This is a genomic window from Streptomyces celluloflavus (genome assembly GCA_000720995.1).
Lineage (GTDB): Bacteria > Actinomycetota > Actinomycetes > Streptomycetales > Streptomycetaceae > Streptomyces > Streptomyces celluloflavus.
The window spans coordinates 368,826-392,815 of the sequence record JOEL01000001.1 but is presented as its reverse complement, the minus strand read 5'-3'; the positions used below and the strand labels follow the sequence as shown (position 1 = coordinate 392,815).

Sequence of the window (23,990 nt, the reverse complement as noted above, 5' to 3'; positions counted from 1 at the left end):
ACTCGGGTCCGATGGGACGCACCCACGCACGATATGCGACACCGCACCAGGGCTGAATGGCAAAGCGGCATTGACATGCAGATCTTTCCGATTACAGAACCACATCCGGCCAGAGCGTGCGCTGCCCATCAATCTGTCTCACCGCATAGGACACGCTCCAAGAAAAACGTGTCCTGTGCGGTGAGACGGATCAGGTGCTTGTAGCGGCAGACAGCAGCAGTGAGTCCGAGGAAGGCCAGGTAGTTATGGGGATCACGTGCATAGCGGGGATCGGGTCTTCGGTAGCCGGTCCGTCAGGAGATGGTGCGCTCGATCACCCAAGGGCGCCGTCCCGGTCGTTCGCCGGAAGCAATGCCCTCGCATGCGATGCGGACATCAATCCGCATACCACAGAGCCATTTCCGCAGGTGAGAAACGTCGTAAGCCTTGTCCGCGGGCAGGCATCGGGGTTTGGCACACCTGCCGCGAGTCATGTCTCGTTAGACGCCCCTCGACTATCGGCTTCAAGCCTTCGCTGTCGGGCGTGGGCAGCGGAGAGGTCGACGACCGGAGGCAGTCCATTCGCGTCCGACAGGACATGATTTTTCAAACCCGGTTTACCCCGGTTCGCGACCAGATCAGAAACCCCTCCATGTGGCCGCCGACGGCACCGCACTGACGGCCGAACTGCCTGAGGAGACGGGGTTCCTCGGGGATTCCTCGTCGGAAAGGCCGAGGTCTCCCTCGCCTGCCTGCCCGCCGACCGCCGCACCGCCCCGCCACCTACCCCCGAAGACCGCCGCGACAGCGGCCGGAGCCATGATCGCGTCCCCTCACAGGACCGCATCGCCGCACAGGACCGCATCGCCTCACAGCACTGCTTCGCGCAGCAGCTGGACCGGGCGCCAGGCGTTGCGTTCCGTGGGAGACCTGCTGGCGGCAGGAGACGCCGGTGGCCACGAGCACGGTGCCGGAGTCTGCCGCGCGCCCCGGCGGCGTTCGGTTCGGTGGGCAACCCCATCGAGGCCCTGGCGAAGGCCACCTCGCTGCCGGCCGGCGAACTGGGGGCCATGGTCGGCCGCCAGTCGGCGGTCATCGCGTTCCTCGTCCCCCTTCGCCCTGCTGATGATCCTCGACGGCAGGCGCGGGCTGCGCCAGGTGTGGCCGGCCGCGCTCGTGGCGGGACTGGGCTTCGGGGCCGGCCAGTTCGTCTGCTCCAACTTCTTCGCGGAGCAGCTCACCGACCTGGTCGCCGCCACCACCGCGACCGGCGCCACCGCCCTGCGCTGCTACGGCCAGGCGTTCCGGCAGATCCGCTGGGCCGTACTGACCATCAGCTGCGTCCTCGCGCTCTCCTACGTCATGAACCTCTCCGGTATGGCCGTTTCGCTCGGCACTTGGCTCGCCGGGCTGGGCAGCGTATTCGCCCTGCTCTCCGGATTCCTCGGCTGGTTCGGCGTGGCCCTCACCGGATCCGACACCTCCTCGAACGCGCTCTTCGGAGGAATGCAGATCGCCGCGGCGCACCGCATCGGGATTTCCCCCCTCCTCATGGCCGCCACCAACAGCACGGGCGGGGTCCAGGGAAAGGCCGCCGCGATGCAGAATCTCGCCATCGCCGCCGGCGCCGTGGGACTTCCCGGAAGGGAGGGCGACATCCTGCGCAAGGTCATCGGCTGGAGCCTCGCCCTGCTCGCGGTCTTCTGCGTCCTCGCCTTTCTGCAATCCACCGTTCTCACCTGGACGATTCCCGGCGGGTGAGCGGGCGGTACGGAGCGGGCGAGGGCCGGGAGGCCACCGGCGGGGAGGCCGAGGGGCCACGGCATCCACGCAGACCCTCAACCTCCCGTTGTCGTACGGGAGATGGAGGGGAGCCCCGGTGCACAACCTGACCGTCACCCGTCGCGAGGCCACCTCTTCGGGACTTCTCGCGGCGCCCGGCCCTCGGAACGGCCAGGCGCTCGGCGGCATGTCCGGCGCGGACGGTGGTCGCCTCCCGGTGCTTCCCCGCGCCGGATGCGCAGGCGCGCCCGCCCGATCAGGTCGCCGGACCCCTGCCGCTCACGCCTCCGTCGCCGGGGCCCGTCCGATCTCCGCCCCGTTCGCCAGTCCGGCCGGGTCCAGGCCCAGCGAAACCGCCGCCGTCGCCCCCACGTCCGCGAGGCTTCCCGCGTCCGGCAGCAGTTCCACTCCGGGGATGCCGGGGCGGTGGATGAGCACGGGGACGTACTCGCGCGTGTGGTAGGCGTGCCCGATCGTCGGGTCGTTGCCGTGGTCGCCGGTGACGATGAGCCGGTCGCCCGGGGCGGCGAGCAGCGCGGTCAGCGCCGTCAGGCCCGCGTCGGTCTGCTCCAGTATCCGTCCGTAGCGCTCGGCGTCCTGCTGGTGTCCCGCCAGGTCGCTCTCCTGGACGTTGGCCACGACCAGGGCGTCGCCCTCGGCGCGGACGGCCTCCAGGGTGTGGGCGAGGACGTCCGCGGTGGGCACCGCGGGCCGCCGCACCGCCTCGTCACAGGCCAGGATGTCCGCCGCCTTGCCGACCAGCGTCACCGGAATCCCGGCCCGCGCGGCGAGGTCGGGCAGTTGCCGGGCGTGGTCGAGGGCGGCGCCCAGATGCTGCACCTGGAGCCCGCCGTTGCGGTAGAAGCCGGTCGCCGGGGTGTCCAGCCCGATCGTGCCGGTGTCCCCTTCGCGGACGGACTCCGACAGCGGCCGCTCCGCGTGCCCGCCCACCGCGATGACCCGGGCGACGGGCGCCACGGACCGCACCGTGCGGGCGATGGAGAGCAGCCCGTCGAAGCCGATGTCCTCCAGCCGGGCCGAGGCGTTCCAGTTGATGCCCGGGTCGGCCTCCAGGTTGTCGTGCACGAGGACGGCGCCGTCGACGATCAACAGGGGCTTTCCGCCGAGGAGTTCGACCCGGTGGCCGGCGTCCTCCAGGGTCTGGGTGACCTCGTCCAGGTGGGCGGCGAGCCGCGCCACCGTCACCTTGCTGAAGTCGGCGCCCATCATCGTCTGATGGCCCGCGAAGGTGTCCGCGCCGGGGTAGCCGAGCGCGGCCCGGCCCACGGCGACCGGGAGGCGGGTGTGCCGGGCCAGGTCCGGGTGGGGGTGGACCAGGCCCAGGCCGAGCGCGCCCAGCGCGGGCAGCCGGAGCGGACGGCCGAACGCCTCGCGGCACCGGTCCAGGACGTGCCCGCAGGTGTCGGCGGCCAGGTCGCCGGGGCGCAGGGCCCCCGCGTCCGGCATCGCGCCGATGCCGAATCCGTCGATGACGACGATGACGGTCTTGGCCATGATCAGTACTCCCTTCCCTGGGCGTCGTACAGACCGGCCAGGCGCGGCTCGCCGGTGAACAGGCCGGCGACGACGGCGACCTTGGCGCGGGTGACGAAGATCTGCGTGCGGAAGGCGAGCAGGGCGGTGTCGCCCGCCCGCACGTCCTGCCCCGGCGCGGGCGCGTCGAGGAGGCGGTAGTAGTCGATGTTCTCGGCGGGCGAGTCCTGCACCGGCAGGCGCAGGCCGGTGCGCGGCAGCAGTGCGCTCCGGATGTGCGCGCGGGGGTAGAAGCCGCCGCCGAACACTGCCGGGCGGCCGTCCGCGAGGGTGTGCGCGACCTCGGTGACGTAGACGTACGCGGGCTTCTCGGGCTGGGTGAGGTCGTGGGCGTGCAGCGGTGTGGTGCCGGTGAGGGAGTGGCCCGGCTCCCCGTGGGTGGCGCCCAGTTCGGCGAGGAGCGGCAGCGAGGCCACCGAGGTCGCGCTCGGGGCGCTCAGCTTCAGGTCCTGGTGCCCGCGCCCTGCCAGCAGCGCGCGGGCCTTGAGGACCAGTTCGAAGGTGGGCGTGGGCCGCGGCACCCCGGTGTGCGGATCGCACAGGACGCAGGGGAAGGCCGTGACACCCGCGATGCGTACGCCCGGCAGCTGCTCCACCGCCGCCGCGAACCCGTCGAGCCCGGCCATCGGAATCCCGCCTTCCTGGCCCGGGTAGACCGATCCGGGCGCGCCTTCGAGGCGGATGAGGATGTCCTGCCTGAAGCCGAGGTCCTGGGCGGCGGCGGAGACCGCGCGGGCGTTGGCCAGGTCGTAGACGGTGACCGTCTCCGGCCGCCAGGCGAGCATCTCGGGCAGGTCGCGGTGCGGGATCTGCACGAGGTGGCCGAGGTTGCCCGCGCGGGCGCCCGCCGTGTGCAGGGTGCGGGCCTCGGGCGCGTCGATGGCGGCGTACCGCGGGATGTGCCGGGCGATGGCCTTGATCAGCTCGGGATTGCGGCCGAGCTGCTTGACGACGAACCACAGGGTCAGGCCGAGCCGGTCGGCCTCGGCCGCGAGCAGCCGGGCGTTGGACTCGATGGCGTCGAGGTCCATGACGTAGGTGTCGGGCGGGATCGCGCCGCGCCGGTGGAGGTCGGCCGCGGCGTCGGCCAGCTCGGGGTTGCGGGTGAGCAGGCTGTCGAGGAACACGGTCGGTCAGTCCTTCACTGGTGCCGGGTCCGCGGCCGTCGCGTCGAGCGAGCGGCGCAGGATGTCGATCACGAGGTCCGCGCCCGCGCGCATCGGGTTGATCCGAACCGTCCAGTCGGCGAGTCCGGGGGAATCGTCGAGGGACGAGCTGGACATGCGGTAGAAGAGCGGCGCGATCTCGTACCGGGAGTTGGAACCCACGGGGTAGGGCGCCGCGCCGAACTTCTTGGCCGTGGCGGGCAGTTCGCGGGCCACGGGGCGGTCGAGGCGGACGAGGAGGCAGCGGTCCTGCGCGTTGGCGAGCCGCACCTCGGCCACGCCCGGCACCTCGCCGGCGGTGAGCCGTTCGGCGACCTCCGCGCCGACGCGGGACTGCACGGCCCACATGACGGGCACGTGGGTGAGGGCGCGCAGCGCGTCGAGCGCCTGGTGGCCCTGGACCTGGCCGCCGCCCGAGTAGTTGTCCTCGCGGACGCGTGCGACGAGGTCGCGGGCGCCGACGACGGCCCCGACGCCCTCGGGCCCGTGCAGTTTGAACAGGGAGAAGCAGGAGGCGTCCGCGCCGAGTTCGACGCCGGCGGCGGGTACCCGCAGTACGGCGTAGTTGTCGTCGACGAGGGTGCGCACCCCGGCCTCGGCGCAGGCCGCGAGGACCGCGCCCGGGTCGTAGGAGTCGCCGAGCCGCTGCCGGGTGTGCTGCACATAGGCCCAGCGGAACCGGCCGGAGCCCAGGGCTTCGGTCAGGGCCGCCGGGTCGTTGAAGTCGGCCTCGATGGTCTCGACGCCGATACCGCGCAGGGTGACGTCGGTGGTGCGGTAGACGGGTGCCCGGTGGATGAGCAGCGGGTCGCCGGCGCCGACGGCGGCGTTGAGGGCGGCGCGGATCGCCCCGGTGCCGGCGCCCTGGACGAGCGCGGCGTCCTCGGCGCCGAAGAAGTCGGCGAGCACGGCCTCGACCTTGGCGGTCGTCCGCGGCCGGCCGAGGCCGGGGACGACACCGGCGTCGGCGGTGAACAGTTCGTCGCCCTCGAAGTGCGCGGCGACGTGCTCCAGCAGCCGGAACTGCGTGGCGACGGCGTCGTCCACCGGGACGGTGGCGAGCGGGAAGGTCTCGGGGAGGGCGGGTCCTTCGGCGGTCATGATCAGATCTCCTCCACGCTCGCGCCGGTCAGGAAGCGCAGCGGGTTGCGGCGCGTCATCAGGTCGATCAGGTCCTCGTCCACGCCCGCCGCCCGCACCTTGGGCAGGAAGGACCTCAGCAGGTGGCCGTAGCCCTGGCCGCCCTCGGTCGCCAGGTAGCCGTGGCGCGAGATGTCGCAGCTCAGCAGAGCCCGGTCGGCGTGCCCGGCCTCGATCAGCGCGAGCAGCAGCCGCAGCCGTACGTCGTCGGACTGGTAGCTCTCCTTGCCGACCGTGTCGAAGGCCACGTACGCCCCGGCCGCGGCCAGGTCCCGGTGGACGGCCGGGTCGTCGAGGAGATCCTGGTGGCCGATCGCGATGCGGTGCGGGGGCAGGCCCTCGCCGGTCAGCAGCGCCAGCTGGGCCGGTCCGCCGTGTCCGAGCTGGGCGTGCGTGGAGACGGACAGGCCGGTGGTGACGGCGGCCCGCGCGGCGGCCCGCAGTACGCGCGTCTCCGGCTCGCTGGGGGTGTCGCCGTGGCTGCCGACCTCACCGAGCACGCCCGGTGTGATGCCGGTGGCGCCGATGCCGCCGTCGATCTCGCGGACGAGGGTTTCGGTGAGCTGCTCGACGCCGGCGCCGTCCAGGTCGTGCGGGTGGAACGGTTCGTAGTACCAGCCGGTGGCGGCGACGACGGCGACGTTCGCTTCCCGGGAGATGCGGCGCAGCGCGCCGGCGTCGCGGCCCATGCCCCGGCAGGTCAGCTCGATGACCACGGAGAGCCCGAACTCCTCGCGCAGTGCGGCCAGTTCGGCGGTGACCGCGGCGCCGTGCGTCCCGGCTTCCAGGACGGCCGCGCGGTCGCCCTTCTTGTCGAGGTCGAGGACCAGGTGCTCATGGGAGAGGACGGGGCCCTGTACGGCCTCGACGGCGAGCGGGCCGGTGACGGTGCGGAGGGTGTGCGGTGTTCCGTGGGGGGTGGTGGTGCTCATGAGGGTGTTCCTTCCTCGCTGCCGGCGTACGTCGCCGGTCTCGGCCCCGGGTGTCGGCGGAGCGGGCCCGGCCCCTGCGCGGGGTGCCGGTTCAGCCCTTGAGCGGGGTGAACAGGTCGAGCCAGTACAGGACGTTGAGCACGACGCCGCCGATGATCACCGCGGTGGGCGCCGCGGCCATCCGGACGACCGGCCGGTTCATCGCCTCGTTGAGCAGGTAGAGCCCGCCGACGATGAGGATGCCGAGGCCGCCGCCCATGGCGTTGGCCGCCATCAGCGAACCGAACAGGATGGCCAGCTGGAGGGTGTCGGTGATCGCGTTGCGCAGGTGCTCCGAGGAGTCGCGGACGCTGGGCAGCTTGCCCAGGAGCTTGCCGATGTACGACAGGAGCAGGACCTCGACGGCGAAGACCGCCGCGCCGACGACGGCCGCGAGGAACGGGTTCGGCATCAGGTAGCCGATCGGGTACACGAGCGTGAAGCCCGCGATGCCGTACGCGCCCGAGGCCAGCGCCGTGGTCGCGATCAGCGGGATGAAGCCGAAGACCCGGTAGAAGTCGAGCTGTGCGGCCTCGGCGTACTGCCCCTTGGCTATCAGGAAGCTGCTCGCCTCGCCGCCGCCGAAGACGTGCATCTGGGCGAGGACGCAGACGCCCGCGCCGAGAACCATGAAGAGCGGCAGGTACTTGCGCAGCCGTGCGGCGCTGGCGGAGAAGAGCGAGGCCATCGGGTCCTCGCCCTCGATCACCGGCTCGGTGACCCCGGCCGCCCGGTCTGCCTTGCGCCGGCGCAGGTCCTTGGCGACGGCCAGACCGATCAGCAGCAGGACGCCCACGGCCATGGCGAGCGCGCCGGCGAACATGTTCGGCCACAGCTTCATCGTGGCGACGACGAGGACGACCTCGACCAGGCCCGCGATACCGCCCCACATCCTGCCGAACTGCTTGGTGATCGCGAGGACCGGGAACAGCGTGAACAGGAAGAGGATCGGCGTCGACATCTGCTGCATCGCCGTCAGGAAGTCGACGGGCAGGTCGTGCGCGACGCTGTTGGCGCCGTTGAGGCCGAAGACCACGAGCGCGCCCCAGGCGCCGCCGAGGATCGGCGCGAGCCACTTCTTGGGGGCGAGCAGACCGAGGATGTCGGTCGGCAGGAACAGCAGCCACGGGTTGAGCACACCGGTGGACAGCGCCATCGGCGCGCCCAGGCCGAAGATGAAGCCCGCCGACAGGCCGAACGAGACGGCCGTGACGGAGCTGCGCTTGGAGCGCCCCTGGATGAAGTCCAGCAGGAAGGGGCGGACGCCGTCGTTGAAGACGGCCAGGGCCATGTGCGAGATGAACGCGGTCAGCGCGCACAGGGCTATGACGAAGATCTGCTGGACCGTCGACAGCTCCAGCGAGGCGCCGGCGGCGAGGGTGGTGCTCACAGGGGGGTCACTCCTTTGTGCCCGGAGGGTGAACGGGTCAGCCGCGGGCGGCGAGGGCGGAGACGAGGAGCGGGACCACGGCGTCGACCTGGTCCATGGAGAAGCCGAAGACCTTCTTGCCGTCGTCGAGGAGCGCGGTGATCTGCTCTTCGGTGGGGATCGAGCGGCCGAAGGTGTGGCACGCGGCGCTGCCCATCAGCCCGACCAGGACGCCGAGGGAGGCGCCGGCGCCGGTGTGGCAGGTGCCGAAGTAGTAGTCGGCCTGGTTCATCCGGAGCTTCATCGCCGCGTCCATGTCGGAGGAGACGGTGACCTCGATGCCGGGCCGGTCGAGCTTGCGCACCGCGTCGGCGGTCTCGACCTTGGCGACACCGCCGGTGAGGATCTTCGTCATGGCTGGATTCCTTTTCTGTGCGAAGCGCGCGGGGTCAGTGGCGGGTGGGCTGCGACGCCAGTACGGCGAGGTGCATGGCGAGAAAGTTGATCTCGGAGTCGGGCAGTTGCGCGCCGAGTTCCTCGCGGGCCCGGTCGGCGACGCGGTGGGCCCGTGCGACGGCGTCGGGGTGTCCGGCCAGTTCGGCGGCCACCTGCTCGTCGGTGAGGAACTGCTCGATCGGTTCACCGTCGAGGAGCCGGGTGAGCGCCATCATCAGATGGCTGGTGAGCATGCCGGCGCTGTCCTCGGTGACGGTGCTGCCCGCTGCGGCGAGGGCGGTCAGCTCGGCGGTCACGAAGTCGGCGACCTCGGGCCTGACCTGGCCGCCTTCGCGGAAGAGCTGGATGCGCAGTGCCAGTTGATCGTCCATGGTGATCCCTTCCTCAATTCGACAGTAATCAGGATTCTGGATTTTGACGTGGGCCAAAGGTCCTTCGCGGGAGGGTCGTAAGTTCCGGATAAAGCCTGGGACCGGGGGTCCGGCCCGGGTCAGTACGAGGGGATGCGCTCCCCCCGCAGCACCTCGGCCTGGAGGGAGGTGACCCGGGAGAGGTCCAGCGCGTCCCGCACCGCGGTCAGCGCCTTCGCACCCTCGGACCTGCCGATGATCGCCGCGCTGGAGTTGCGCAGCGCCAGCTCGCGGGTGACCTCGTCGCCCAGCGGCAGGACGTCCACCCCCGCGCTCCGGCCCTGCACCTCGTCGAGGTTCCAGACGGTGGCGTCGGCCTGGTTCTGCGCGAGCAGATCCCCCATCTGCATGTACGACGACTCCACCCACTCGATGTCCGAGCGCCCGGCGAACGCCCGCTCGGCGAGCATCCACTGGTCCTCGGAGGCGTGGTCGACCGCCACCCGCAGACCGGGCATGTCGAGCGAGGCGCCCTCGCGCAGCAGCAGCCCGTGCGCGCCCACATAGGTGGCGGGGCCGAGGTCGGCGACCAGGGTCAGCCGGCCCGGGTGCTCCTCGATCAGCCGGTCGGCCGCGAAGCGCGACAGGACGACCAGATCGGTCTTGCCCTCCAGCAGGGCCGCGGTCCGGGTGCCGGCGCCCCGCATGAACGTGATCGCGAACGGCGTACCGGCCTCCTCGAAGGCGGCGCGCAGACCGGTGGCCAGGCCCTCGTAGCGGCGGGAGTACGGGAGCGGCATCGCGGCGAGCAGGGTGCCGAGCCCGGACAGGCGCCAGAGTATGGCGCGGTCGGAGCTGACCAGGAACGTGCCGAGGTGGCCGCGGGCGGTGGTCTCGATCGCGCCGGCCTCTTCGAGCAGGGCGAGCGCCGCCTGGATCGTGCCGTTGCCGTACCCCAGCTCCTGGGCGAAGTCGCGGACGCGGGGCAGCCGGGTGTCGGGCTCGTGGTGGAGCAGGAGCACGGCGAGCTGCCGGGCGGCGAGCCCGTTGCGGGTCAGGAAGCGATCGTCGAAACCGTTCACAAACCAGACAGTAACCAGGATTCTGGATACTGACAAGGGGCGAGGGCGCCGCCGGTCGCCGTCGGCCCCGTCCGGGGCGGCCGGTGCGCGGGCGTCGGCCGCGACGACGCCTCATACCGCGGGCAGCGCGCACCCGAACCGGCACCCGCACCCGGGAGCGGGCGGTTTCGCGACGGTGCGGAGCGCGGCCGCCGGGCCGCTGCCGGAACACCGCGGCGGACGCGGTGAGTTACCCGTCCCGGGCGGGCGCGCGGACCCGGGCGGACGCCGGCCGTCCGCCCGAGCGGCCGTCGCGAGCGCCGCGGAACGCGAGCTCTCCGGCGGTCGCCGACCGGATATGGCGTTCGCCCAATCGCCCTGAAGTCGGGCGAGCGGGATCTATGCCAGCGACCAGCCCCGAGCGTAGAGTCCGGTTGGCGCAGTGATCAATGAATTGTCGCCCCCCGTACCGACCCACGAAGTCAGGGTGCCGGGGGCGGAAAGAGGGCAGGACATTGATGCGGTACGACATATGGTTCTCGGTGCTCGGAGCCGTGCGCGTATGCCGGGGCGGGAAGGACCTCACCGCCGGCCCTCCGCAGCAACAGGCCCTGCTCGCCGCTCTGCTGCTCCGCGCCGGCCGGGGGGCCTCCGCGCATGAACTCATCGGCGCCATCTGGGGGGAGGACGCCCCGGGTTCCGCCCTCGCCAGTCTGCGGACGTACGCCTGGCGGCTGCGGCAGATGCTGGAGGAGGACCGGGCCGAGCCCAGGCTCCTCGTCTCGCTGCGCGACGGCTATCAGCTGGTGGTGCTGCCGGTGAGTGTGGACGCCCATCTGGCCGAGAAACTGGCCGCCGACGCGGTGCAGGCCCGGGAGGCGGGCCTGGACGAGGAGTGCCGGCGGCTGCTGACGCAGGCGCTGGAGCTGTGGCGGGGCGAGCCCCTCGCCGGTCTCCCCGGCCCGTTCGCCGAACAGCAGCGCTCGCGCCTCGGCGAGCTGCGCCTCGCCCTGCTGGAGGAACGTTTCGACAGCGATCTGCGGCTGGGGCGGCACAGCTTCGTCATACCGGAACTCGCCGCCTTCGCCGAGGAATATCCGTTACGAGAGCGGGTTTACGGCTTTCAGATGCGCGCGCTGTACGCCTGCGGAAGACAGGCGGACGCCCTCGCGGTGTTCACCCGGGCCCGGCGCCTCCTGGCCGAGGAGCTGGGCGTCGACCCCGGCCCGGAGCTGACCGCCCTGCAGGCCCAGGTGCTCGCCGGTGAGCCGCTGCCCCCGGCGCCCGGACGGGCGCCCCAACGCGCGCCGGTACACCTGGCGGCGCCGCCGGGCCCGGCGGCGCCCGACGAGGCGCGGCCGGCGCAGCCCGCTCTCTTCCGTCCCGCCCAGCTGCCCGCCGACACCGCCGACTTCATCGGGCGGGCGCACGAGATGCGCGAGATGTGCCAGGTGCTCACCGACGCCGGGGGCACCGCCATGCCCGTGGTCTCCATCACCGGGATGGGCGGCATCGGCAAGACGACGCTGGCCCTGCGCCTGGCCCACCAGGCCAAGCAGCACTTCGTCGACGGCCAGCTCTACGCGGACCTCGGCGGCAACGGGCTGGAACCCGCCGATCCGGGAATCGTCCTCGACAGCTTCCTGACCGCCCTGGGAGTCTCCGGACACACCCTGCCGGCCCTGCTGGAGGACCGCGCGCGGCTCTTCCGCAGCACGCTCGACGGCCGCCACATCCTGCTCCTCCTGGACAACGCCCGTGACCCGGCCCAGGTCAGACCGTTGCTGCCCGGATCGGCCGACTGCGCGGTGGTCGTCACCAGCCGGGTCCGGCTCACCGGCCTGCCCACCACGCTCCAGACCGCCCTGGACGTCTTCGGCACCGATGACTCGCTCGAACTGCTGGCGTCGACCGCCGGGGCCCGGCGCGTCAGCGACGAACCCGGGGCCGCCCTCGAACTGGTCACGGCCTGCGGTCATCTCCCGCTGGCCGTACGGATCGTGGCGGCGCGGCTGGCCGCCCGGCCGCAGTGGCAGATCGCGACGATGGTCGGCCGGCTGGCCGACGAGCGCCGCCGCATCGGCGAGTTGCGGGCCGGCGACCTGGCGGTGGCCGCGGCCTTCGAACTGGGCTACCGGCAACTGACCGAGAGTCAGGCGCGAGCGTTCCGCAGGCTCGCCCCGGTGGCCCGGCCGAGCATCTCCCTGGCCTGCGCGGCGGCCGCGCTGGGTCTCGGTGAGCACGAAGCCGAGGATCTGCTGGAGGCCCTCGTCGACGCCGCCATGCTGGAAGCGCCGCTCCCGGAGCGGTACCGGTTCCACGATCTGGTGCGGGCCTTCGCCCTCCAGCTCACCACCGCGTCCAAGGACTCCGGCGAGGACGATGCCGCGACGCTGGCCCGGCTGCTCGGCCACCTGCTGGCCGGCGGCTGCTCGGCCTTCCAGCACATGGTGCCGGGTGACCCGGCCGAGGTCATCCTGACCGCGAGTTCCGTGCCCGGCCCCCGGTTCCCCGGGCTGTCCGAGGCACAGGACTGGGTGAGCACCGAGTTCGACTGCATCGTCAACGCCGTCCTGGTGGCCGCCCGCGGACCGGCGCCGGTCCCCGCGCGCACGCTGCGCATGGCCGCCGATCTGCTGGTCGCCCTCAGCCCGTTCGGCAAGAGCATCCCGTACGGCCGGCTGGCCGAGGCCGCCAGGGAGGTCGCGGAGGTGGCCGCGGCGCAGGGTGACGACTACACCACGGGGCGCGCGAGGTTCGTCTGCGGGAACGCCGCCCTGCAGAACGCCCGGCTGGACGAGGCGGCCCGCCACACCGCCCTGGCGTCGAAGGCGTGCCACCGCGCCGACGACCGGGTCATCCTGCAGCAGACCCTCAACGACCGCGGTCTGATCGCCCAGTTCCAGCAGCGGTACGGGGACGCCGTGCGCTGCTACGAGCAGGCGATCGGCCTGGCCCGTGAACTGGGCCACCGGTCGGGCGAGTTGACGGCCATCCTGAACGCCGCGCAGGCCCGGCTGCGCAGTGGCGGCGCCGAGGAGGCCGCGCGGATCTGCGAGCAGGCGCTCGGGGCGCTGCACGGCGCCGCGGAACAGCACTGCATCGCGTACGCCCTCTTCGTGCACGGCCAGGCGCTGCACGAACTGAAGTCGCACGCCGCGGCCGTCGCCCGGTACCGGGAATGCCTGGACGTCTGCGCCGCCGCGGGGATCAGGGGCCAGGAAGCGCAGGCCCGGTTCCGGCTGGCGGAGACCCTGCGCGTCCTGGGGCGGTTCGACGAGGCGCGGTCCGAGGCGGAGCGCTCACTGGTCATGTGCGAGGAGCGCGGCGCGGAACACGACCGCGGGTACGCGCTGCTCATCCTGGCCCGCGTGCTGGCGGGCCTGGGCGACGCCCGGGGGGCGTTGACCCGCGCCCGTCAGGCGGACGCCGTCTTCGCGGGGCTGGGACTGCCCGACGTACGGGAGGCGCGGGACCTGGCCGGCCGCCTCACGGCGGTCGCGCACGGCTGATCCCGCCCCGCCCGGCCCGGTCCCGGCCCGCTGCGCGGCACGGGGTGTCAGCCCTTGCTGTTCCACTCGGAAGTGCCGGAGTCCCTCCCGTTGCCCAGGGCGAGCGGCGTGGCGGTCGACACCACGCCGGCCGCCCACCGGTCCGCCGCCCGCAGGCCGGAGGAGGGGACGGCCGAGGCGATGAGGCCCGCCAGCAGGGCGGAGGTGCAGCCGACCGTGATCAGAGCCGGGACGGCGCGCGCGGAGAGGGACGGGAGAGATCTCTTCATGAGGAGTGCCATTCCTTCGGATGGTTCAGGTGGTTTCGCTGTCGGCCCGAAGTCTTCTCCGAACTGATCTACGGCCGATAGATGGTGGATTGCCAACCTGACGGCCGGTATTCGGCGTTCGCGGATCGCACGTATATCCGCCTCATGAACCATCGCCACCAGCGGGAAACCGGACCGGCTGCCATCGGGCGCCGTCGGAGAACGGTGAGGGAGTAGGGGTGAGGGCATGGACGGCGGCGGACGCCTGGTACCGCGTTTCGGGGAACTGCTCAAGGCGCAGCGCGAACGCATCGGCCTGACGCAGCAGGGCCTGGCCGACCACGCCACCCTCAGCGTGCGCGCGCTGCGCGATATGGAAGCGGGTCGCGTGCGCCGCCCGCGGCACGAGACGGTACGGCTGATCGCCGACGCCCTCCGGCTCGAAGGCCGGACGCGGGCCGCCTTCGAAGCCGCCGCCAGGCAGCGGGAGTTCGAGGCGGAACCCGTCGCCCCGCCGACCGCGCACACGGCGCTGGTCGGGCGCGAGGCGGAGACCGAGGCCCTGACCCGGGCCCTGACCGAGCACGGCGACCGGCTGGTCTCCCTCGTCGGCCTGAGCGGCGTGGGCAAGTCCCGGCTGGCCCTGGAAGTGGCGTGGCGTATCTACCTCGGGGCCTCCTGGTCGGTGCACTGGGTGGCCTGCGACGAGCGCCGGTCCGCGGGCCGGCCCGCCCACTCCGGCGCGCTGCGGGCCCTGACCCCCTGCGGCCGGTTCGACGGGCTGGCCGAGCAGGTCGGCGACCGGCCCGCGCTGCTGGTGCTCGACGGGGCCGACGACGGCGTCGAGGCGGCGGCGCTCGACGACCTCCTGCGCGGCTGCCGCGAGTTGCGCGTCCTGGTCACCGCCCGGACACCCCGGGGACTCACCGGTGAGCAGGTCGTTCCGCTGGCCCCCCTCCCGACCCCGGCGCCCGGCCCCGAGCACCCTCCGCAGGCCCTGTCCGAGTCCGCGGCGGTGCGCCTGCTGGCGTCGCGGCTGCGCCGGCTGAGGCCCGGATACGCGCCGTTGCCCGAGGACGCCCCCGTACTCGCCGAACTGTGCCGCTATCTGGACGGGCTGCCCCGTGCGCTGGAGTACGTGGCCGGCTGGAGCCTGGTCCAGTCGCCGCGCCAGATCCTGCGGCAGCTCACGGACACGCCCTTCACCCTGCCCGCTCCCCCGGTGGTCCCCCGCCCGCGCGGGGACGTCCACCAGTCGCTGCGCACGGCCCTGGGGGAACTGACGCCGCACCAGTTGCTGGTGCTGGACCAGCTGACGGCCGAGGAGGGCGACCGGTCCGTGGAGGAGATCGCCGCGGAGAGCGGCCGGCCCCTGCCGGAGTGCCTGCAGACCGTGCACGAACTGCTGTGCCGCGGAGTGATCCGTTCCGTGGCCGCCGACGACGGTGTCCGCTTCGCCGCCCTGAACCTCTTCCGCGTGCTGTGGCGCGAGGCCCGCGACACCCGGCGGCCGGACGGCGCCGGGGAACCGGCCGCGGCCGGCCTCCCCGTGCTCGAAGCGCTGGCCAGGTGAGCGCGCCGTCCCGTCCCACCCGACTCTCCTTCCCCTTTTGAACGCAGAGGACTTGCAGTGGAGCACACCGCGGCCGAGCCCAGCGGCCTGGACATCGTCGTGACGACCATGGCGTCGGACTCACACACCTGGAACCTGGTCTTCCTCCAGCTGCTGCTGGAGGAGCTCGGCCACCGGGTGACCAATCTCGGGGCCTGTGTCCCCGATGACGTCCTCGTCGAGGAGTGCCGGCGCCGTCAGCCGGATTTGATCGTGCTCAGCAGTGTCAACGGCCACGGCCACCACGACGGCAGACGGGTGCTCCCGGCGCTGCGCGCCTGCCCCGAACTCCTGGAGACGCCCGTCGTGATCGGCGGCAAGCTCGGCATCACGGGCGCGGCCGACGGCGACGACACGGCGGCGCGCGGTCTGCTCGCCGCCGGCTTCGACGGGGTCTTCACGGACGTGGGGGCGGTCGACGCGTTCAAGGTCTTCGTCCAGAGACTGGCGGCGGGAGTACCGGCGTGACGGCGTTCGGCGCCTTCGTCGCCCGTGCCCGGAGCCAGGGCCGCCTGGTCGTACAGCCGCGCATGGGGATGAGCCGCCTCGACGAGATGCGGCTCGGCCTGTACGCCACCAGGAACGCCGCGGCGACCACGGTCGGCACCCTCACGGTGGACAGCTATACGAGAACGGGCGCGCTCGACGAGGCGCGCCGGGCCATCGACGACGGGACGGCGCTCAACGGCTACCCCATCGCCTCCTACCCGCCGGACGTGACCCGGTCGCTGCTGCGCGGGATCGCGGACGAGGAGTTCCCGGTCCAGGTCCGGCACGGGTCGGCCCGGCCGGAGCGGATCGTCGCCGCGCTCCTCGCGGCGGGCCTGGACGCGACGGAGGGCGGACCGGTCTCGTACTGCCTGCCGTACAGCCGCCTCCCGCTGCGCGAGGCGGTGACCAGCTGGCAGCGGTGCTGCGAACTGCTGGCCGCCGCCCAGGAGGCGGGGGCGCAACCGCATCTGGAGACGTTCGGCGGCTGCATGATGGGGCAGCTGTGCCCGCCGTCCCTCCTCATCGCGCTCAGCGTGCTGGAAGGGATGTTCTTCCGCCAGCACGGACTGCGCAGCATCTCGCTCAGCTACGCGCAGCAGACGCACACCGGCCAGGACGAGGAGTCGGTGGCCGCGCTGATCCGGATCGCCGCCGACCGGCTGCCGGACATCGACTGGCACATCGTCATCTACGCCTATATGGGGGTGTATCCGCAGTCCCCCGGCGGGGCGCAGCTGCTGCTCGACGAGGCGGCCCGCCTCTCGGTGCGGACCGGCGCGGCCCGGCTGATCGTGAAAACGACGGCCGAGGCCCACCGCATCCCCACCGTCGAGGAGAACGTCCGGGCCCTGGAGACCGCGGCCGTCGTCGCGGGCGAGGAGGGCCGGGCACCGCGCACCGGCATCGCCGACACCGGGATCCACGAGGAGGCGTGTGCGCTGATCGACGCCGTGCTCGACCTCGATGCGGACATCGGCCGGGCGCTCGTCCGCTCCTTCGCCAAGGGACGGCTGGACGTGCCGTACTGCCTGCACCCGGACAACGCGGGGCGCGCCCGCAGCGGCCTCGACTCCTCCGGCCGCCTCTACTGGACCGACGCCGGTGCGATGCCGGTCGCGGGCCGCGCCGGAGCCGGACGGTCCGCGACCGGCTCCCGGGAACTGCTGGACGCCCTGTCGTATGTGCAGAGGACCTTCGACGAGCGGGCCTTTCGGACGGTGGCCGCTCCCCTGCCCCTTTCTCCCTGATCTCCCTGAACTCTCTGATCTCCCTGACTGCGTCATGCCGCCCACGACACGAGGACCTTCATGACCGAGAACCACCTCACCGGCCCCGCCAATCCCCGCGCGCATCTGACTTCCCCGGCCCTGCACGCCACTCTGCGCATCCAGAACAAGCTGCTCGCCGCCGCCCGCGACCACCTCGCGGAGGCCGGTTTCACGGAGATCCACCCGCCGGTCATCGGGCCGGTCACCGACCCGTGCAGCCGCGGGTCCAAGCAGGTCGACGTCGACTACTACGGCCACCGCTACAAGCTGATGACCAGCGCCATCCTGTACAAGCAGGCGTCCCTGCTGGCCTTCGACAAGATCTACTGCATCGCTCCCAACGTGCGGCTCGAACCGCTGGAGACCGCCGACACCAGCCGTCATCTCGCCGAGTTCCACCAGCTCGACGTGGAGTGGGCGGGTGCCTCCAAGGAGCAGGCCGTCCAGCTCGCGGAGGACCTGGTGGCCCAGATGGTGCGCCGCGCGGTGGCGGAGCTCCCGCAGGAGTTCGAGGTACTCGGCCGGGACGTCGGCATGTTCGCGGGCCTGGTCAAGGGGGTGTTCCCGAGGATCACCCACGCCGAGGCCGTCGAGCGGCTGCACGCCCTCGGCCACGGGCAGAGCCCCGACGCCGAACTCGACTGGGACGGTGAGGCGTTGCTCTCCGCCCAGTCCGACCGGCCGTTCTTCGTGACCGACTATCCGAAGGGGTCGCGCGGTTTCACGGACCGGGAATCCCCCACCGCGCCCGGGATGCTGCGCAACTTCGACCTCATCGCGTCGGACGGCTTCGGGGAACTGTGCAGCGGCAGCGAGCGCACCTTCGAGTACGCGGAGGCCGTCACGCGGATGCGGGAGACCGGCGAGAACCCCAGGAAGTACAGCTGGTACCTGGACCTGATGCGGGAGGGCATCCCGGCGAGCGCGGGGTTCGGCCTCGGTGTCGAGCGCTTCACCCGCTATGTGGCGGGCCTCGATGCGGTATGGCAGGCGAACGCCTTCCCCAAGCTGCCCGGGGTGGTGTCGCCGTGAGCGATCTGATGGCTCCGGGATTCCCGGAGAAGCAGGTGCGCCGGCGGGCCCGGCGGGGCGCGTCCGCCGTCTTCCCGCCCGCGGACGGCTACGGGCGCGTGCTGTTCGGGGCGGAACCCGGCGAGCCGCACGACCTCCTGGACGCGATGCGGCTCGTCCCGCCGGTCTTCATGGAGCGGCGGCTCGCGAAACTCATCGACCTCGGCCGGGAACCGACGTACCAGGACGTCGAACTCGCCACGGACATCGGCGGGTTCCACGCCACGCTCCCGGTCTATGTGTCCGCCCTGGGCTCCACCCGTGCGGCCGGCGGTGACCTGGGCCTCGCGCTCAGCCGCCAGGCCGCGGCGGTCGGCGTACCGATGGTCATCGGCGAGAACATCGTCCCGGTGAACGGATACGGGCGGCTCGACGGCGACGCCTCGCGTTCCCTGCTGGGCCGTCTCACCGCCTACGCCGAGCACGTCGGCGACGGACTGGGCGGTGTGGTCGTCCAGCAGAGCACCGAGGACGCCGACGCGGAGGTGTGGAACCTCGTTTACAGCGACCCGACCGCCCGGCCGCTGCTCGACTCCGGACGGCTCGCGTTCGAGCTCAAGGTCGGCCAGGGGGCCAAACCGGGCCTGGGCGGGATGACCGTGCTCGACGCCGCGGCGGCGGCCGGGCTGGAGGACCAGTTCGGCATCGACCCGCTCTTCGGCGACCGGGTACTGCGCGCCAGCAGCCCCGGCACCTTCACGGCGGAGATCCTGCGGCAGCAGATCCGCCTGATGCGGAACAACTTCCCCCGGGCACGGGTCTGGGTGAAGCTCTATCCCGGCCGGGACCTGGCGGCGGCGGTGCGGGTCGCCGTCGAGGCCGGTGCCGACGCCGTGACGGTGGACGGCGCCGAGGGCGGGACCGGCTGGGCGCCGACGGTGTTCCCCGCGCAGGTCGGGCTGCCGCTGGCGGAGTGTCTGCGGCGGCTGCCCGAACCCCCGCCGTGTCTGCTGGTGTCGGGCCGCATATGGGAAGGCGGCCGGGCCGTCAAGAGCCTGGCCCTCGGGGCGCGGGCGGTCGGCCTGGGCCGGGCGGCGCTGCTCGCCACGGCGGAGGACCCGCACGACGGCCTGATCCGCTTCCTGGAGTGCCTGGCCACGGAAATGCGGCTCCTCGTCAGCGCCCTGGGGCAGTACACCCCGGGCGCGCTCGGCCCGGACGACGTCTGGGCCCCCGGCGACGGCAGGTGATACTGCCCCCTTTCTGCTCCCTCTCCTGCCGATCTGCCGCCCGCCCGCGGCCTAGCGTCGGCGCATCGCATCGTCACGCCAATCCACCGGGGTTGAACCATGTCCTCATGCGGTATCCGATTCCCAGCGGCCGCGCTTCACGCGCCCCGGCGCCCCGCGGTGCGCAGGGGCGACCGGACCGTCACCTGCCAAGAACTGGACGAGCTGGCCGACGCGCTCGCCGCACAGCTCACGCCCGGCCACGTCGTCGCGGTGACCTGCCGTGACCGGCTCGACCACGTCGTCGCACTGCTGGGCGTGCTCAGGGCGGGCGCCACCTATCTGCCGCTGGACGCCGAGGCGCCCGACGAGCGCACCGCGTTCATCCTCGACGACGCCGGCGCGAACGCGGTCCTGGCCGACGGGGTCCTCACGACGAGACCTGGGCGCGACCACCCGCCGGGCGGCGGCGGATACGTCCTCTACACCTCGGGAACCACCGGTCGCCCGAAGGGCGTGCACGTCGCCGAGGGCGTGCTGGCCGCGCATATCGCCGCGGCGGCCGACCGGTTCAAGATCACGGACGAGGACGTCGTGCTGCACGCCGCCCGGCCGCATGTCGACGTGGCGATCGAGCAGGTCCTCACGGCGCTGACCAGCGGTGCCCGCCTGGTGATACCGGAGCGGCAGCTGATGGCACCGGCGGAGCTGCTCGGCCTGCTCGACACCGAGGGCGTGACGGTCGCCAACCTGTCCGCGGGGCACTTCCACGAGGTGGCCGCGGCGGTCCGGGACGGGGCGCGCCCGCCCGCGGGACTGCGCCTGATGATCTCCGGCAGCGACCGGCTCCACCCCGGCACCGCCGCCACCTGGTACGCGCGCACCGGCATACCGCTCGTCAACGCCTACGGCCCGACCGAGACGGTGATCACCGCCACCGCCCACGACGCCGCGCGGGAGACCGCCGGCGACACGGTCCCGATCGGCCGGGCACTGGGGCAGCGCAGCGCGCACGTCCTGGACGACCGGCTCCGGCCCTGCCCGCCGGGGACCGCGGGCGAGCTGTACCTCGGCGGCGGCGCCCTCGCGTCCGGCTACTGGGGGCGGCCCGCGCTCACGGCGGAGCGCTTCGTGGCGGACCCCTTCTCCGACGTGCCCGGCGCCCGTCTGTACCGCACCGGGGACACCGTCCGACGGGCGGCGCCGGACGCGCCCCTGGAGTTCGTCGGACGCGTCGACCACCAGGTGAAGATCCGCGGTTTCCGGGTCGAGCTCGGCGAGGTCGAGGAGGCCCTGGGCCGCTTCCCGGGGGTGACCTCGTGCGCGGTCACCGTGCACGAGGGGCGGCTGGCGGCCTATGTCACCGGCGGCGCCCCGCAGTTCGACGCGGTCCGCGCGTTCCTCGCCGCCGAGCTGCCCGAGCCCATGGTGCCCGGCAGTCTCACCGTGCTCGACGCGCTGCCGCTCACCCCCGGCGGAAAGGTCGACCGGGCCGCGCTCCCCGCGCCCGGCGCCCGGCCGGCGGGCACCGGCGGGGGGCGCCTGCCGCACACCCCGGCCGAACAGCTGATCGCCGCCGTCTGGTCCGATGTGCTCGGCGTGCCCCGGGTCGGCGCCCACGACAACTTCTTCCACCTCGGCGGCGACTCCCTCACGGCGATGCGCGTGGTGGGCCGCATCGTCGACGCCTTCGGCATGGTCTCGCCGCACATCATCTTCGAGGCCCCGACGCTCGCCGAGTTCGCCGCGGCGGTGACCGGCGGCGCCGCGAGCGAGCGCCCGGCCCCGGTCCGTACGCACCTCACCCGTGCGCCGCTGTCGAAGTACCAGCGCGGGCTGTGGTTCCTGGACCAGTGGAATCCCGGTGCGCCCACCTACAACGTGCCCTGGGTGTTCCGCTTCGCGGCCGCCATGGACATCGAGCTGCTGCACACCGCGCTGCGCGCCGTCGCGGACCGGCACGAGGTCCTGCGCACCACCTTCGTCCTCGGCGAGGACGGTCCCGAGCAGGTGGTCCACGAGGGGATGGAGCTGCCCTGCACGGTCATCGACGCGCCGGAGGCGCAGGTCGAGGGGGTGATCGCCCGCGCGGCGGCCGAGCCGTTCGACCTGGAGACGGGGCCGCTGCTGCGCGCCCACGCCATCCGTACCGCGGAGGGCGAGACCGTGCTGCTGCTCGTCTTCCACCACATCGTCTGGGACGAGGGGTCGCTGCCCGTCTTCGAGCGCGACCTGCGGGAGCTGTACGCGGCACTCGACGAGGGCAGAGCGCACCGGCTGCCCGAACTGCCCGTGCAGTACGCGGACTTCAGCGTCTGGCAGCAGGAGGGCGGGCTCCCCGACGAGCCGCTCGCGTACTGGCGTGCGCAGCTGCGGGACGCCCCGCAGGCGCCGGTGCTGGCCACCGACCACCCGCGCCCGGAGCTCCAGTCCTTCCGGGGGGCCTTCCACTCCTTCGCGATGCCCGGGGAGCTCGCGCGGGCCGTCCGCGAGTTCGCGCGCGACGAGGACGTGACGCCGTTCATGGTGCTGCTCGCGGGCCTCGCGCTGACACTGCACCACCGCTCCGGTGAGCGGGACCTGGTGCTGGGCACGCCGGTGAACACCCGCTCGCGCGCCGAACTGGCCGATCTGGTCGGCTACTTCGTGAATCTGCTGCCGCTGCGCGTCGGCGTCGGCGCCGGTATGTCCTTCCGCGATCTGGTCCGGCAGGTGCGCGAGGTGGCCATCGGCGGCTACCGGCACCAGGAAGTCCCCTTCGACGACATCATCGACCTCGTTCTCGAGGACCGCCCGGAGGACCGCAACCCCCTCTGCCAGGTGGTCCTCGAAATGCATCCGCTGGACTCCCGTCCGCTGGACGTCGGCGGCGTTCCGGTGACGCGCCATCTGCACATGAACGAGGTGTCCCGCTTCGATCTGTCGATCTCCGTGGACGACCGGGGCACGGACTTCACCGGCCGCTTCGAGTACGACCGCGATCTGTTCGACGAATCGACCATGCGGGAGCTGTGCGAGAGCTGGCTGGGCACCCTGGCGGTCTCCGTCGGGCTGCCCGTGCACAGCCTCTTCGAGGAGCAGGCGGCCCGGGTCCCGGACGCCACCGCCCTCGTCTTCGGCGACCGGCGGCTGAGCTACGCCGAGCTCAACGGGCGCGCCAACAGGCTGGCCCACTTCCTGGCCGGCCGCGGTATCACCCGCGGCTCGGCCGTCGCGATCCTGGTCGAGCGGGGCGGCGACCTGATCGTGGCGCTGCTCGCGGTGCTCAAGACCGGCGCCGCCTACACCCTCCTGGACCCCGACTTCCCCGCGGAGCGGCTGGCCGCGGCGGTGGCGGACAGCGGGGCCACGCTCGTCCTCACCCAGCGCGGCGGGCCCCCGCCGGCCGGCGGACCGGACCACCTCGATCTGGACGCCGTCGGCGCCGAGGTGGCGGGCTGTCCGGACCACGACCCGCGGCTGCCCGCCTCGGGCGACGACCTGGCCTGCGTGATGTTCACCTCCGGCTCCACGGGCCGGCCCAAGGGCGTGGCGGTGCCGCACCGCGCGCTGACCACGACCTATCTGGCGCAGGACTACGCGCGTTTCGGCCCGGACGAGGTGTGGCTCCAGCATTCGCCGGTCTCCTGGGACGCCTTCGCCCTGGAGCTCTTCGGAGCGCTGCTGTTCGGCGGCGCCTGTGTGCTCCAGCCGGGACAGCGGCCCGATCCGGAGACCATCGCCGACCTCACCGTGCGGCACGGCGTCACCCAGCTCCAGCTCTCGGCGAGCCTGTTCAACTTCCTGCTGGAGGAGTTCCCGCAAGCCTTCCGGGGGCTGAAGACCGCCTTCACCGGCGGGGAGCGGGCCTCCGCCACGCATGTCGCCAAGGCCCTGGCGACCTTCCCCGGCCTGGTCGTGGGCAACGGCTACGGTCCGGTGGAGAGCCTCGGCTTCACCACCTGCCACCTGGCGGACGCGGACAACATCCCGGATTCCTCGGTGCCGGTCGGCACCGCGCTGACCGGCAAGGACGTCCATGTCCTCGATGCCGCGCTGCGCCCGGTCGAGCCCGGGGAGACGGGCGAGGTGTACTGCGCGGGGGGCGGTCTGGCCTTCGGGTACGTCGGTCAGCCCGCCCTGACCGCGGAGCGGTTCGTCGCCAGCCCCTGCGGGGAGCCGGGCGCGCGCCTGTACCGGACCGGCGACCTGGGCCGCTGGTCGGCCGAGGGCGGCCTGGAGATCACCGGGCGGGCCGACGACCAGGTGAAGATCCGCGGTTTCCGCGTCGAGCCCGGCGAGATAGCGGAGCTGCTCACCCGCCACCCGGACGTGCGGCAGAGCGCGGTCACCGTCCATGAGCCGTCCGCGGGCGACCGCCGGCTCGCCGCCTACATCACCGCGGACTCCCCGGCGGCCGACGCCGACGCCCTCCTGGAGTACCTGTCCGAGCGGCTGCCCGACTACATGGTGCCCACCACCCTCGACATCCTGGACGCGCTGCCGCTGACCCCCAACGGCAAGATCGACCGCCGCGCGCTGCCCGCACCCGGCGAGCGGCGCGGCTCCGGTGACGGCACCGCCCTGACCGGCGCCCAGCGGCTGGTCGCCGACGCCATGAGCCAGGTCCTGGGGGTCGCGGAGATCGCCGCCGAGGACAACTTCTTCCGCATCGGCGGCAATTCGCTGGCCGCGGTCCGCGTCGCGATGCAGCTCTCCCGGTCCACCGGCACCCGCATCACGCCCCAGATCGTGTTCCGGGCCAAAACGGTCAGCGCCATCGCCGCACGGCTCCCGGCCACCTCATGAAC

Annotated in this window: 17 protein-coding genes and 1 pseudogene; 8 read left to right on the top strand and 10 right to left on the bottom strand. The window is 72.8% G+C overall.

Annotation, left to right across the window (positions count from 1 at the left end; all coding sequences use genetic code 11):
- Window positions 1-128: 128 nt before the first annotated feature.
- Window positions 129-634: pseudogene (locus IH09_RS39555) on the bottom strand (transposase); the annotation flags it as partial.
- Between the two features lie 470 nt (window positions 635-1,104).
- Here IH09_RS39555 and IH09_RS01450 point away from each other — a divergent pair.
- Complete coding sequence (locus IH09_RS01450) at window positions 1,105-1,740, top strand: L-lactate permease (RefSeq protein ID WP_052853349.1); 636 nt, start codon at window positions 1,105-1,107, stop codon at window positions 1,738-1,740.
- 300 nt (window positions 1,741-2,040) lie between these two features.
- Here the strand turns inward: IH09_RS01450 and IH09_RS01445 are convergent, their stop codons facing one another.
- The 8 genes from IH09_RS01445 to yhfZ form a co-directional block, all read right to left on the bottom strand.
- Window positions 2,041-3,276 (bottom strand): phosphopentomutase, encoded by a 1,236-nt coding sequence (locus IH09_RS01445; RefSeq protein WP_052853348.1) that lies wholly within the window; start codon window positions 3,274-3,276, stop codon window positions 2,041-2,043.
- Between the two features lie 2 nt (window positions 3,277-3,278).
- A complete protein-coding gene (locus IH09_RS01440) occupies window positions 3,279-4,442 on the bottom strand; it encodes an alanine racemase (protein WP_052853347.1) in 1,164 nt (387 codons plus the stop codon).
- Between the two features lie 6 nt (window positions 4,443-4,448).
- Window positions 4,449-5,582, bottom strand: a complete 1,134-nt coding sequence (locus tag IH09_RS01435) for an aminotransferase class V-fold PLP-dependent enzyme (RefSeq protein ID WP_052853346.1) — start codon at window positions 5,580-5,582, stop codon at window positions 4,449-4,451.
- Window positions 5,583-5,584: 2 nt separating this feature from the next.
- Window positions 5,585-6,553, bottom strand: coding sequence for a phosphotriesterase family protein (locus IH09_RS01430; protein ID WP_052853345.1), 969 nt, complete (start codon window positions 6,551-6,553; stop codon window positions 5,585-5,587).
- Between the two features lie 91 nt (window positions 6,554-6,644).
- Window positions 6,645-7,982, bottom strand: coding sequence for a YhfT family protein (locus IH09_RS01425; RefSeq protein ID WP_052853344.1), 1,338 nt, complete (start codon window positions 7,980-7,982; stop codon window positions 6,645-6,647).
- 37 nt (window positions 7,983-8,019) lie between these two features.
- Window positions 8,020-8,376, bottom strand: a complete 357-nt coding sequence (locus IH09_RS01420; protein WP_052853343.1) for a DUF2620 domain-containing protein — start codon at window positions 8,374-8,376, stop codon at window positions 8,020-8,022.
- A 34-nt stretch (window positions 8,377-8,410) separates the two neighbouring features.
- Window positions 8,411-8,788 carry a PRD domain-containing protein gene (locus tag IH09_RS01415; protein WP_052853342.1) on the bottom strand — a complete coding sequence of 126 codons (378 nt, stop codon included), beginning with the start codon at window positions 8,786-8,788 and terminating at the stop codon, window positions 8,411-8,413.
- 119 nt (window positions 8,789-8,907) lie between these two features.
- Window positions 8,908-9,849, bottom strand: a complete 942-nt coding sequence (gene yhfZ / locus IH09_RS01410) for a GntR family transcriptional regulator YhfZ (protein ID WP_052853341.1) — start codon at window positions 9,847-9,849, stop codon at window positions 8,908-8,910.
- Window positions 9,850-10,346: 497 nt separating this feature from the next.
- Here yhfZ and IH09_RS01405 point away from each other — a divergent pair, with 497 nt between their 5' ends.
- Window positions 10,347-13,340: an AfsR/SARP family transcriptional regulator gene (locus IH09_RS01405; protein WP_052853340.1), complete on the top strand. Its 2,994-nt coding sequence runs from the start codon at window positions 10,347-10,349 to the stop codon at window positions 13,338-13,340.
- A gap of 47 nt (window positions 13,341-13,387) precedes the next feature.
- On the opposite strand, the gene IH09_RS01400 is transcribed toward IH09_RS01405, so the two are convergent.
- A complete protein-coding gene (locus IH09_RS01400; protein WP_052853339.1) occupies window positions 13,388-13,609 on the bottom strand; it encodes a hypothetical protein in 222 nt (73 codons plus the stop codon).
- 226 nt (window positions 13,610-13,835) lie between these two features.
- Between IH09_RS01400 and IH09_RS01395 the strand changes: the two genes are divergently transcribed.
- From IH09_RS01395 to IH09_RS01370, 6 genes are all read left to right on the top strand, one after another.
- Entirely contained in the window at window positions 13,836-15,161 is a 1,326-nt protein-coding gene (locus IH09_RS01395) for a helix-turn-helix domain-containing protein (RefSeq protein WP_094792863.1), read from the top strand.
- A gap of 57 nt (window positions 15,162-15,218) precedes the next feature.
- Window positions 15,219-15,668 (top strand): cobalamin B12-binding domain-containing protein, encoded by a 450-nt coding sequence (locus IH09_RS01390; RefSeq protein ID WP_278192681.1) that lies wholly within the window; start codon window positions 15,219-15,221, stop codon window positions 15,666-15,668.
- Window positions 15,665-16,939: a methylaspartate mutase gene (locus tag IH09_RS01385; protein WP_052853338.1), complete on the top strand. Its 1,275-nt coding sequence runs from the start codon at window positions 15,665-15,667 to the stop codon at window positions 16,937-16,939. The genes IH09_RS01390 and IH09_RS01385 overlap by 4 nt, the downstream gene beginning before the upstream one ends.
- 60 nt (window positions 16,940-16,999) lie before the next feature.
- A complete protein-coding gene (locus tag IH09_RS01380) occupies window positions 17,000-17,992 on the top strand; it encodes an asparagine synthetase A (protein ID WP_052853337.1) in 993 nt (330 codons plus the stop codon).
- Entirely contained in the window at window positions 17,989-19,221 is a 1,233-nt protein-coding gene (locus IH09_RS01375) for a glutamate synthase-related protein (protein ID WP_052853336.1), read from the top strand. Before IH09_RS01380 ends, IH09_RS01375 begins: the two co-directional genes overlap by 4 nt.
- 99 nt (window positions 19,222-19,320) lie before the next feature.
- Window positions 19,321-23,988, top strand: a complete 4,668-nt coding sequence (locus tag IH09_RS01370; RefSeq protein WP_052853335.1) for a non-ribosomal peptide synthetase — start codon at window positions 19,321-19,323, stop codon at window positions 23,986-23,988.
- Window positions 23,989-23,990 lie beyond the last annotated feature (2 nt).